This is a genomic window from Kineococcus gurbantunggutensis (assembly GCF_050871925.1).
Classification (GTDB): Bacteria; Actinomycetota; Actinomycetes; order Actinomycetales; family Kineococcaceae; genus Kineococcus.
In genome coordinates, this window is the sequence record NZ_JBJLSG010000157.1 from 1 (window position 1) to 11,444 (window position 11,444).

An 11,444-nucleotide genomic window follows, 5' to 3' on the forward strand; every position below is an offset into this window, starting at 1 on the left:
CCCCGCACGCCCGCGCCCGCCCCCCCCCCCCCCCCCCCCCCCCCCGCCCGCCGCGCCCGCGCGCGCCCCCCCCCCCCCCCCCCCCCCCCCCCCCCCCCCCCCCCCCCCCGAGCGGGTGCCGCTGCAGCACCTGACCGGCCGGGCCCCGTTCCGCTCGCTGGAGCTGGCCGTGGGCCCGGGGGTGTTCGTGCCGCGCCCGGAGACCGAGGTCGTCGCCCAGCTCGCCGTGGACGAGGCCGCGCGCCTGGCCACCGCCGGCGCGCAGCCGGTCGTGGTGGACCTGTGCACCGGCTCCGGCGCGATCGCCCTGGCGGTGGCCACCGAGGTGCCCGCCGCGCGGGTGCACGCCGTGGAGCTGGACCCCATGGCGCACGCGTGGGCGCGGCGCAACGCCGACGAGCTGGCGCCCGCGCTGGACCTGCGCCTGGGCGACGCCGCCACCGCCTTCGCCGACCTGGACGGCGCCGTGGACGTCGTCGTCAGCAACCCGCCCTACGTCCCGCCGGGCGCGGTGCCGCAGGAGGTGGAGGTCGCCCGCCACGACCCCGAGCTGGCGCTGTACGGCGGCGGCGACGACGGCCTGGAGGTGCCCCGGCGCGTGGTGGCGGCCGCCGCCCGGCTGCTGCGCCCCGGCGGCCTCGTCGTCGTCGAGCACGCCGAGGTGCAGGAGCACGGCGCGCGCCGGCTGCTGGCCGGGCCGGCGTGGCGGGACGTGGCCGGGCACCGGGACCTGACGGGCCGGCCGCGCTGCACCGGCGCCCGCCGGGCCTGAGGGGCGCGGCGGCGGGGTCCGGGCGCGGCGGGGTCCGGGCGCGCCGGGGGAGTGCCCCGCCCGGCGCCCGGGCGCGGCGGTGGGACACTCGCCCCTGTGAGACCCCCTTTCGACTGCGCCGACCCGGTGGCGCGCGAGCGAGGCCTGGCCGCGGCGGAGAACGCCGTCAAGCGCGGTGAGGTCGTCGTGCTGCCCACCGACACCGTCTACGGCATCGGTGCCGACGCGTTCTCGCCGGCCGCCGTGCGCAAGCTGCTGGAGGCCAAGGGCCGCGGGCGGAACATGCCGCCGCCGGTGCTCGTGCCGGAGGTGCGCACCGTGGACGGGCTGGCCTCCGCCGTGCCCTTCGCCGTGCGCGAGCTCATGGACGCGTTCTGGCCCGGCGCGCTGACCATCGTGTGCCGCGCGCAGCCGTCGCTGACGTGGGACCTGGGCGACACCGGCGGCACCGTCGCGCTGCGCATGCCGCTGCACCCGGTGGCGCTGGAGCTGCTCAAGCGCACCGGCCCCATGGCGGTCTCCAGCGCGAACCTCTCCGGGCGCCCGGCGGCGACGACCGCGCAGCAGGCGGTGGAGCAGCTCGCGGAGTCCGTGCGCGTCTACCTCGACGGCGGGCCCAGCCCCAAGGGCGCCCCCTCCACCATCGTCGACGCCTCCGACGGGCCCCTGCGGGTGCTGCGCGTGGGGGCCCTCAGCGAGGCCGAGCTGCGCCGGGCGGTGCCCAAGGGCTGGTACGACCCCGAACCCGAGGCCGAACCCGAGGCGGACCCCGGGGCCGAGCCCGACTCCGGTGCCGAGCCCGCGGCCGGCGCGGGTGCGGGCTCCGCGGGGGCCGGGGACGGGCCGGGCGGCGAGCGGGCCGAGACCTCCCCGGGGGGCTGAGCGCGTGCGGGCGTACCTGCTGGTCCTGGTGGTGGCCGCGGCCGTCACCTACCTGACCACGCCCCTGGTGCGCCGCCTGGCGCAGCGCGTCGGCGCGATCACCCCGCTGCGCGAGCGGGATGTGCACTCGGTGCCGGTGCCGCGCATGGGCGGGGTGGCGATGCTGCTGGGCCTGGGGGCCGCGCTGCTCGTGGCCAGCCGCATCCCCTTCACCTCCAGGGTGTTCGACGCCTCCCCGGGGCCGCAGTGGGTCCTGGTGGGGGCGGCGATCGTGTGCGCGGTGGGGGTGGCCGACGACATCGTCCAGCTGGACGCGGTCACCAAGCTGGCCGGGCAGGTGCTCGCGGCCGGGGTGATGGGCTGGCAGGGCGTCAGCCTGCTGCAGCTGCCCATCGGGGGCGTCACCCTGCTCTCGGCGCCGACGATGATGGCGATCACGATCCTCGTGGTGCTGGTCTCGGTCAACGCCGTGAACTTCGTCGACGGCCTGGACGGCCTGGCCGCCGGCATCGTCGGCATCGGCGCGGTGGCCTTCTTCCTCTACTCGTACGCGCTGCAGCGCGGCCAGTTCCCCGACGACTTCTCCTCGCTGGCCACGCTGGTGGCGGCCACCACCGTCGGGTGCTGCGTGGGCTTCCTGCCGCACAACGCGCACCCGGCGCGCATCTTCATGGGCGACTCCGGCTCGATGCTGCTGGGGCTGCTGCTGGCGACCGCGACCATCGCCGCCACGAGCACCGTGGACCCGGAGACGGTCGCGGACGAGGAGATCGCGCCGGCGTTCTTCCCGCTGGTGCTGCCCGTGGCGGTGCTGCTGGTGCCGCTGGGGGACATGCTGCTGGCCGTGGTGCGCCGCACCCGGGCGGGCAAGGCGTTCTGGCACCCGGACAAGAAGCACCTGCACCACCGGCTGCTGCAGATGGGGCACTCGCACCGGGTGGCGGTGCTGGTCATGTACTCGTGGGCGGCGTTCCTCAGCTTCGGCGCGGCCTCGTACGCCTTCCTGCCGCTGGTGCAGGCCCTGGCGGTGGCGCTGGGCGCCGGGTGCGTGGTGCTGGCCTTCACGTTCGGGCCGGTGCTGTGGCGCCGCTCGCACCGCCGCCCGGCCCGGCGCAGCGGCGAGGCGGTCCCGGCCCGACCGGCGGAGACGACCCGCACCTGAGCCGGCCGGCGCGGGCCCGGGCGGGCCCGCCGCGCGGGCCCGGTCGTCCACGACGGTGCGTAGGAGACCCTTCGTCTCGTGATAGCTTTCACGAAGTCCGCCCGGCCCCTGCACGGGTGAGCCGCGGACGCGCCGACGAGCCGAACCCCGGACGACCCGCCGACGACAGAGAGCAGCCGCCGTGACCAGCAGTGCCGACGACGTCTTCAGCGTCGTCCCGCGCCGAGCGCTGCCCCCGGTCGTCGTCGTCTGGCTCGCCGGCACGGGCGTCGGGGCGCTGTGGGGCACCTCCACGGCGCTGGGGGCGCTGGTCGGCGGCGGCCTGGCCACCGTCTTCCTCGCCTCGACGTTCCTGCTGCTGCGCGTGGTCAAGCACGTCGAGCCCGGGCTGAGCCTCGCGCTGGCCCTCCTGGTCTACCTCTTCAAGGTCACGGTGCTCGCCACCGCGGTGCTCGTGCTGCGCGACCTGCCCGGGGTGGACGGGGCGGCCGCGGCCGCCTCGGCCGCGGTGTGCACGGTCGCCTGGAGCGCCGCCGCGTGCGTCGCCTTCCGCCACCTGCGCCTGCCGGTGTTCGACCTCCGGCACGGCCGTTCCGGTGCGGGGAGCTGACGTGCCCGACTGCTACCGTTCGCACCACCATGCCCGAGGACAGGCGGCCGGACGAGGACGCGCGCGAGGAGGCCAGGCTGCAGGACAGCGTGGCCTGGAACGCCGCGTCGTACCTCATCTCCGGGATCGTCGGCTTCGGGCTGCTCGGCCTGCTGCTCGACCGGTGGCTGGAGACGTCCTTCCTGGCCGTCGTCGGCAGCCTCGGCGGCATGGCGCTGAGCATCTACTACGTGTGGTTCCGGTACGGTTCGCGCAAGTGATGCCCAGCCCGCGCACAGCGCGGGCGGGCCTCCGGCGCACCGTGCCTGCCCCCCGTCCACACACTGGCGTTCGTACGGAGGAGACGCTGTGAGCCTGTCCACGCTCGCCACCGCTGGGGGGGAGACCTTCGAGGCTCCCACGCCCGGCGACTTCTGGCAGCCCCTGATCGGGAACGGCGACTTCGCCATCACCCGGCCGATGTTCGTCATGGCGCTGAGCGTCGTGGTGATCTCGGCGCTGCTGCTGGCGACCACCAAGCGGCTCACCGTCGTGCCGGCGAACAAGAAGCAGTTCGTGGTCGAGGGCCTCTACGGCTTCGTCCGCAACGGCGTGGCCCGGGACATCATCGGGTCCAAGGAGTTCCTCCGCTACGTCCCGCTGCTCTTCACGATGTTCGTGCTGATCCTCGTGAACAACGTCGCCGGGGTCATCCCGCCGATCCAGTTCCCGACGATGAGCCGCATCGGCTTCCCGATCGCCCTGACCCTCGTGGTCTTCGTGCTCTACCACGCGATCGGCATCAAGCGGAAGGGCCTGGGCGGCTACTTCAAGTCGCTCATGCCGGCGGGCGTCCCGGTCTTCCTGGTGCCGGTCGTCTACCTGCTGGAGCTGTTCACCTACTTCGTCTCGCGCCCGCTGACGCTGGCGGTGCGACTCTTCGCGAACATGTTCGCGGGTCACATGCTGATCCTCGTGCTGTTCCTCGGCGGCGAGTACCTGCTGCTGCACGGGGAGGGACTGCTGCCCGCCGCGGGCGTCGTCTCCTACCTGTTCGGCCTGGTGATGTCGTTCTTCGAGCTCCTGATCCAGGTGCTGCAGTCGTACATCTTCGTGCTGCTCACCGCCACGTACATCGCCGGCTCCCTCGCCGACGAGCACTGACCCACCGCACCACAACGACTCCGGGGCCGTCGGCGCCGGTCCGAGAAAGGAACGATCCACACCATGGGTGGAAGCCTCAACGTCATCGGTTACGGCCTCGCCGCGATCGGCCCGGCCATCGCCGTCGGTCTCGTCTTCGCCGCCTACATCAACGGCGTGGCCCGCCAGCCCGAGTCGCGCGGCATGCTGCAGCCGATCGCCATCCTGGGCTTCGCGCTCGCCGAGGCGCTCGCGATCCTGGGCTTCGTCCTCGCCTTCATCAACCCGGGTGTCAGCAGCTGACCGCTGGTCCCCTCGCCAGTCACTGACAGCTAAGGAGCGCACATGCCCGCGTGGGTGATGGCTGCCGCGGCCGAGGAGGAAGGCGGCTTCTGGGAGACCGCCTACCCCGTCCTGCCGCACCCCGGCGAGCTCATCGCCGGGCTCGTCTTCCTGGCCCTGCTCTACCTGCTCGTGGCCAAGGTCGTCGTGCCGCGGCTCGAGAAGGCCTTCGAGGAGCGCCGCGAGGCGATCCAGGGCGGCGTCGAGAAGGCCGAGCGCGCGCAGGCCGAGGCCAACGCCGCGCTGCAGCAGTACAAGGCGCAGCTCGCCGACGCCCGCGGCGAGGCGAACCGCCTCCGCGAGGAGGCCCGCCAGCAGGGCGCGGCGATCATCGCCGAGATGCGCGAGCAGGCCCAGGCCGAGGCCGAGCGGATCACCACGTCCGCCCGCGCCACGATCGAGGCCGAGCGCGCGCAGGCCGCGGCGCAGCTGCGCGCCGAGGTCGGCCGCCTGGCGACCGACCTGGCCTCCCGCATCGTCGGGGAGTCCCTGCAGGAGCCGGCGCGCCAGAGCGGCGTCGTCGACCGCTTCCTCGCGGAGCTCGAGTCCAGCCCGCAGGGCGTGACGACCCGATGACCGATCTCGACAGCGGCGCGGCGCGGATCAGCCTCGCCCGCGCGCAGGAGGTCCTCGAGGCGCAGCTGGCCGCCGCCGGGGCCGACGCCGGGCGCACCGGCGAGGACCTCTTCGCGGTCACCTCGCTGCTCGACGAGTCCATCGGGCTGCGCCGGGCGCTGACCGACCCGGCGCGCGACGGGGCGGCCAAGGCCGCGTTCGTGCGCGCCGTGCTGGGGGCGAAGGTCTCGCCGGCCGCCGTCGAGACGGTCGCCGCCCTGGCCACCGGCCGCTGGGGCGGCACCCGCGACATCGCCGACGCCTGCGAGCAGCTGGCGGTGGCGGCCGTGGCGGTCCAGGCCGAGCGCTCGGGGCACCTGGACGCCCTGGAGGACGAGCTCTTCCGGTTCTCGCGCACCGTCGCGGGCAACCCCGGCCTGCGCGACGCGCTGGCCGACCGGAGCGCCCCGCCCGCCAACCGGGCGGCCCTGGTGTCGCGGCTGCTGCTCAGCAGGGCGACCCCGGAGGCGATCCAGCTGGCCCGCCGCGTGGCGGTCTCGCCGCGCGGCGTGCGCGCCGAGCGGCTGCTGGAGGAGTACGTCGGCGTCGTCGCGCGCCGGCGCGAGCAGCTGGTCGCCCACGTCGTGAGCGCCCGGCCGCTGACCCAGGAGCACCACGACCGGCTCGCCGCGGCCCTGCGCCGCCAGTACGGCCGCCCGGTGCGCCTGAACGTCGACGTGGACCCCGAGCTGGTCGGGGGCCTGCGGGTGAGCATCGGCGACGACGTCATCGACGGCGCCGTCTCCACCCGGCTCGCCGACGCCCGCCGCCGCCTCGCCGGCTGAGCCGACGGCGAACGGGCGGCGGCTCGGTCGACCGGTCCCCCCGATCGGGGGGACAATGGGTCGAAGCACGCACTGAACCGCCGCTCGGCGGTCCGGCTCCGCCGGGACCGAGCACCCGCCACGCGCACGGGCACCACCCGCTGGCACCACAGACAGCACCCCGAGAAGGAGAGCAGGGCATCCCATGGCCGAGCTGACCATCCGCCCGGAGGAGATCCGGGACGCTCTCGACGCCTTCGTGGCGTCGTACGACCCCGGCACCGCCGCGCGCGAGGAGGTCGGGCGCGTCAGCGAGGCCGGCGACGGCATCGCCCGCGTCGAGGGCCTGCCCTCGGTGATGGCGAACGAGCTGCTCCGCTTCGAGGACGGCACGCTGGGCCTGGCCCAGAACCTCGACGTGCGCGAGATCGGCGTCGTCGTCCTGGGCGACTTCTCCGGCATCGAGGAGGGCCAGGAGGTCCACCGCACCGGGGAGGTCCTCTCCGTCCCCGTCGGCGACGCCTTCCTGGGCCGCGTCGTGGACCCGCTGGGCGCCCCCATCGACGGCCTCGGGCCGATCGAGGCCGAGGCCCGCCGCGCGCTGGAGCTGCAGGCCCCCTCGGTCGTGCAGCGCCAGGAGGTCCGCGAGCCCCTGCAGACCGGCATCAAGGCCATCGACGCGATGATCCCGGTCGGCCGCGGCCAGCGCCAGCTCATCATCGGCGACCGCCAGACCGGCAAGACCGCCATCGCGATCGACACGATCATCAACCAGAAGGCCAACTGGGAGAGCGGCGACCCGAAGCAGCAGGTCCGCTGCATCTACGTCGCCATCGGCCAGAAGGGCTCGACGATCGCCTCCGTGCGCCGCTCGCTGGAGGAGGCCGGCGCGATGGAGTACACGACCATCGTCGCCGCCCCGGCGTCCGACCCGGCCGGCTTCAAGTACCTCGCCCCGTACACCGGCTCGTCCATCGGCCAGCACTGGATGTACAGCGGCAAGCACGTCCTCATCGTCTTCGACGACCTGTCCAAGCAGGCCGAGGCCTACCGCGCCGTGTCGCTGCTGCTGCGCCGCCCGCCGGGCCGCGAGGCGTACCCCGGCGACGTCTTCTACCTGCACTCCCGCCTGCTGGAGCGCTGCGCGAAGCTGTCCGACGAGCTCGGCGGCGGCTCGATGACCGGCCTGCCGTTCATCGAGACCAAGGGCAACGACGTCTCGGCGTACATCCCCACCAACGTCATCTCCATCACGGACGGGCAGATCTTCCTGCAGTCCGACCTCTTCAACGCCAACCAGCGCCCCGCCATCGACGTCGGCATCTCGGTGTCCCGCGTCGGCGGCGCCGCGCAGACGAAGGCCATCAAGGGGATCTCCGGCACGCTGAAGCTGGACCTGGCGCAGTACCGCGCGATGGAGGCGTTCGCGATGTTCGCCTCCGACCTCGACGCCGCCTCGCGCCGCCAGCTCGCCCGCGGTGCGCGCCTGGTGGAGCTGCTCAAGCAGCCGCAGTACACCCCGTACTCGCTGGAGGAGCAGGTCGTCTCGATCTGGGCCGGCACCACCGGTCAGCTGGACTCCGTGGAGGTCGCCGACATCGGCCGCTTCGAGCGCGAGTTCCTCGAGTACGTCAAGCGCCAGCACCCCGGCGTGATGCAGGGCATCCGGGAGACCAAGCAGTTCTCCGACGGGGCCAAGGCCGAGCTGCAGCAGGCGGTCGACGCCTTCAAGCCGCAGTTCTCCTCCTCGGCCGACGGCGGCGCGCCGGCGGACGTCGACGAGGGCCGCACCGACGCGGACGACATCTCCCAGGAGCGCATCACCACCAACCGCGGCGGCGCGACCGCGGCTCGCGGCTGACGCGACCCGGACAGGTACGGCAGGGACCGAGCGGAGCAGGGAAGAGGAGCAGGACATGGCAGGCCAGCTGAGGGCCTACCGGCGGCAGATCCGCTCGGTCCAGGCGACCAAGAAGATCACCCGCGCGATGGAGCTGATCGCGGCGTCGCGCATCATCAAGGCGCAGGCGAACGTCCGGGCGTCGACGCCCTACGCCCGGGCGCTCACCCGCGCGGTGTCGGCGGCGGCGTCCAACGCCTCGCTCGACCACCCGCTGATCACGGAGAAGCCGCAGGTGCGGCGCGCCGCGGTCCTGCTGCTGTCCTCGGACCGCGGCCTGGCCGGCGCGTACTCCTCCAGCGTGCTGCGCGAGGGCGAGCGCCTCAACGCCACCCTCCGCGAGGAGGGCAAGGAGGTCTCGCCGTACCTCGTGGGCCGCAAGGCCGCGTCCTTCTACCGCTTCCGCCGCCGCGACATCACCGCGGAGTGGGCCGGGTTCACCGACTCCCCGCGGTACGAGAACGCCAAGGAGATCGGCGAGCGCCTCGTGGCCGACTTCGGCCGCGAGGCGGCCGAGGGCGGTGTCGACGAGATCCACGTCGTCTACACGCACTTCGTGAACATGGTCACGCAGGAGCCGCGCGTCATCCGCCTGCTGCCGCTCGAGGTCGTGGAGGGCTCCGCCGCCGGCGGGCAGGACGGGGAGCTCACGCCCCTGTACAGCTTCGAGCCGAGCCCGGAGGCGGTGCTGGACGCGCTGCTGCCGCAGTACGTCAACAGCCGCATCTACAACTGCCTGCTGCAGGCCGCGGCCTCCGAGCTCGCCGCCCGCCAGCGGGCCATGAAGTCCGCCACCGACAACGCGGACGAGCTCATCAAGAGCCTCACGCGGCTGGCGAACAACGCCCGCCAGGCGGACATCACCCAGGAGATCACCGAGATCGTCGGTGGCGCCGACGCACTGGCCTCCTCCGGCTCCCGCGGCTGACGCCCGCACCCCGCACGCACTCACTCGACGAAGGAACTCCGAGGAGCGACATGACCGCCACCGCCACCGAGACGCCGGCCGGCACCAGCAAGGGTGCGACCGGCCGCATCGCCCGAGTCATCGGGCCCGTCGTCGACGTCGAGTTCTCGGCCGACGCGATGCCCGACCAGAACAACGCCCTCACCGTCGAGGTGACCATGGGCGGCCAGACCTCGCTCGTGACGCTCGAGGTGGCCTCCCACCTGGGCGACAACATGGTCCGGGCCATCTCCCTGAAGCCGACCGACGGCATGGTCCGCGGCGCTCCCGTGACCGACACCGGCGCGCCGATCTCGGTGCCCGTCGGCAACGTCACCCTGGGCAAGGTCTTCAACGCCATCGGCGACTGCCTGAACCTGGAGGAGGGCGAGCGCCTCGAGGTCACCGAGCGCTGGCCCATCCACCGCAAGGCGCCCAGCTTCGACCAGCTCGAGTCGAAGACCCAGATGTTCGAGACCGGCATCAAGGTCATCGACCTGCTCACCCCGTACGTGCAGGGCGGCAAGATCGGCCTGTTCGGCGGTGCGGGCGTCGGCAAGACCGTCCTCATCCAGGAGATGATCCAGCGCGTCGCGCAGGACCACGGCGGCGTGTCGGTGTTCGCCGGCGTCGGCGAGCGCACCCGCGAGGGCAACGACCTCATCGGCGAGATGGCCGAGGCCGGCGTCTTCGACAAGACCGCGCTGGTCTTCGGCCAGATGGACGAGCCGCCGGGCACCCGCCTGCGCGTGGCGCTGTCCGCCCTGACGATGGCGGAGTACTTCCGCGACGTGCAGAAGCAGGACGTGCTGCTCTTCATCGACAACATCTTCCGGTTCACCCAGGCCGGCTCCGAGGTGTCGACCCTGCTGGGCCGCATGCCCTCCGCGGTGGGCTACCAGCCGACCCTGGCCGACGAGATGGGCGTGCTGCAGGAGCGCATCACCTCCACCCGCGGCCACTCGATCACCTCGCTGCAGGCGATCTACGTCCCCGCGGACGACTACACCGACCCGGCGCCGGCGACGACGTTCGCGCACTTGGACGCCACCACGGAGCTCTCCCGCGAGATCGCCTCGCGCGGCCTGTACCCCGCGGTGGACCCGCTGGCCTCGACCTCCCGGATCCTGGACCCGCTGTACATCTCCAAGGACCACTACGCCACCGCGGTGCGCGTGAAGCAGATCCTCCAGCGCAACAAGGAGCTGCAGGACATCATCGCGATCCTCGGCGTGGACGAGCTGTCCGAGGAGGACAAGCTCACCGTCTCGCGCGCGCGGCGCATCCAGCAGTTCCTGTCGCAGAACACCTACATGGCCGAGAAGTTCACCGGCGTGGCCGGCTCCACGGTCCCGCTGAAGGAGACGATCGAGGGCTTCTCCAAGATCGCCGACGGTGAGCTCGACCACGTCGCCGAGCAGGCCTTCTTCAACGTCGGCGGCCTCGAGGACGTCGAGCGCAAGTGGGCCGAGATCCAGAAGCAGGACTGACGGACCTCCGGGTCCGGTAGCAGTCACGAGCAGCAGAGGAGCGCAGGGTGCCGTTGCAGGTCGAGCTGGTCGCCGCCGACCGGTCCGTGTGGTCGGGTGAGGCGACGCTGGTGCGTGCGCGCACCGTCGACGGCGAGATCGGCATCATGGCCGGGCACGAGCCGTTGCTGGCCGTGCTCGCCGACGGGGAGGTGTCCGTCTCCGGACCCGGGGGCGGCACCACCGTCCACGTGGACGGCGGGTTCTTCTCCGTCGACTCCGACCGGGTGACCATCGTGGCCGAGACGGTCACCGAGGGCGCCGGTCGGCCCGCCGAGGCCCTCTGACGGGAAGAGTCGGGAGGACCTGACCGGCCGTGCGCGAGCTGCTGCTGTCCCTGGAGGTGGCGGGCGCCTGCGCCCTGGTCGCGCTGGTGTGCCTGGTCCTCGTCGTCGTGCGCCGGCGCCGGCTCACCGGCCGCCTGGGCACGTTCGACTGCTCGGTGCGCCAGCCGGGGACCCGTCGCTGGGCCCTCGGCGTGGCGCGCTACGAGACCGACCGGCTGGACTGGTACCGCACGTTCTCGCTGTCGCCGCGCCCCTCGCGCTCCTTCGCGCGGGGGGCGCTCGACGTCACCCGGCGCCGGGACGCCGAGGGCCACGAGCGGCTCGCGGTCCAGCCCGACGCCCTGGTCGTGGAGTGCCGGCACGGCGGTGAGCAGCTGGAGCTGGCGATGAGCACCGACGCCTACACGGGCTTCGCCTCGTGGCTGGAGTCGGCCCCGCCGGGGCAGAACGTCAACGTCGCCTGAGCCCGCCCGGGGCGACGAGCACGGCCCGCGCCCCCACCGCACGCGGTGG

The 11,444-nt window shown here is 73.6% G+C and carries 13 protein-coding genes and 1 pseudogene; all 14 read left to right on the plus strand.

Translation table 11 applies throughout. From position 1 onward, the window contains the following. Positions 1-112 precede the first annotated feature (112 nt). Positions 113-772, plus strand: a pseudogene (prmC, locus tag ACRYR7_RS20980) (peptide chain release factor N(5)-glutamine methyltransferase); the annotation flags it as partial. 96 nt (positions 773-868) lie between these two features. Further along, on the plus strand, positions 869-1,654 hold the full coding sequence (locus ACRYR7_RS20985; protein ID WP_432574053.1) for an L-threonylcarbamoyladenylate synthase: 786 nt from the start codon (positions 869-871) through the stop codon (positions 1,652-1,654). 4 nt (positions 1,655-1,658) lie between these two features. Next, entirely contained in the window at positions 1,659-2,816 is a 1,158-nt protein-coding gene (locus ACRYR7_RS20990) for a glycosyltransferase family 4 protein (protein WP_432574054.1), read from the plus strand. 181 nt (positions 2,817-2,997) lie between these two features. Further along, the gene (locus ACRYR7_RS20995; protein WP_432574055.1) at positions 2,998-3,426 is read left to right on the plus strand and encodes a hypothetical protein; all 429 of its coding nucleotides are present in this window, start codon (positions 2,998-3,000) and stop codon (positions 3,424-3,426) included. A 29-nt stretch (positions 3,427-3,455) separates the two neighbouring features. After that, positions 3,456-3,686, plus strand: a complete 231-nt coding sequence (locus ACRYR7_RS21000) for an AtpZ/AtpI family protein (RefSeq protein ID WP_432574056.1) — start codon at positions 3,456-3,458, stop codon at positions 3,684-3,686. Positions 3,687-3,774: 88 nt separating this feature from the next. Further along, on the plus strand, positions 3,775-4,569 hold the full coding sequence (atpB, locus tag ACRYR7_RS21005) for a F0F1 ATP synthase subunit A (protein WP_432574057.1): 795 nt from the start codon (positions 3,775-3,777) through the stop codon (positions 4,567-4,569). 63 nt (positions 4,570-4,632) lie between these two features. Next, positions 4,633-4,851, plus strand: coding sequence for a F0F1 ATP synthase subunit C (locus tag ACRYR7_RS21010; protein ID WP_432574058.1), 219 nt, complete (start codon positions 4,633-4,635; stop codon positions 4,849-4,851). Between the two features lie 42 nt (positions 4,852-4,893). Beyond that, positions 4,894-5,466, plus strand: coding sequence for a F0F1 ATP synthase subunit B (locus ACRYR7_RS21015; RefSeq protein ID WP_432574059.1), 573 nt, complete (start codon positions 4,894-4,896; stop codon positions 5,464-5,466). Continuing rightward, positions 5,463-6,290: a F0F1 ATP synthase subunit delta gene (locus ACRYR7_RS21020; protein ID WP_432574060.1), complete on the plus strand. Its 828-nt coding sequence runs from the start codon at positions 5,463-5,465 to the stop codon at positions 6,288-6,290. Before ACRYR7_RS21015 ends, ACRYR7_RS21020 begins: the two co-directional genes overlap by 4 nt. 184 nt (positions 6,291-6,474) lie before the next feature. Continuing rightward, complete coding sequence (gene atpA, locus ACRYR7_RS21025; protein WP_432574061.1) at positions 6,475-8,130, plus strand: F0F1 ATP synthase subunit alpha; 1,656 nt, start codon at positions 6,475-6,477, stop codon at positions 8,128-8,130. 55 nt (positions 8,131-8,185) lie between these two features. Beyond that, a complete protein-coding gene (locus ACRYR7_RS21030; RefSeq protein WP_432574062.1) occupies positions 8,186-9,097 on the plus strand; it encodes a F0F1 ATP synthase subunit gamma in 912 nt (303 codons plus the stop codon). Positions 9,098-9,147: 50 nt separating this feature from the next. Next, positions 9,148-10,605: a F0F1 ATP synthase subunit beta gene (gene atpD / locus ACRYR7_RS21035; RefSeq protein WP_432574063.1), complete on the plus strand. Its 1,458-nt coding sequence runs from the start codon at positions 9,148-9,150 to the stop codon at positions 10,603-10,605. A gap of 47 nt (positions 10,606-10,652) precedes the next feature. Next, complete coding sequence (locus ACRYR7_RS21040) at positions 10,653-10,931, plus strand: F0F1 ATP synthase subunit epsilon (protein WP_432574064.1); 279 nt, start codon at positions 10,653-10,655, stop codon at positions 10,929-10,931. 29 nt (positions 10,932-10,960) lie between these two features. Beyond that, positions 10,961-11,395 carry a DUF2550 domain-containing protein gene (locus ACRYR7_RS21045; protein WP_432574065.1) on the plus strand — a complete coding sequence of 145 codons (435 nt, stop codon included), beginning with the start codon at positions 10,961-10,963 and terminating at the stop codon, positions 11,393-11,395. Positions 11,396-11,444 lie beyond the last annotated feature (49 nt).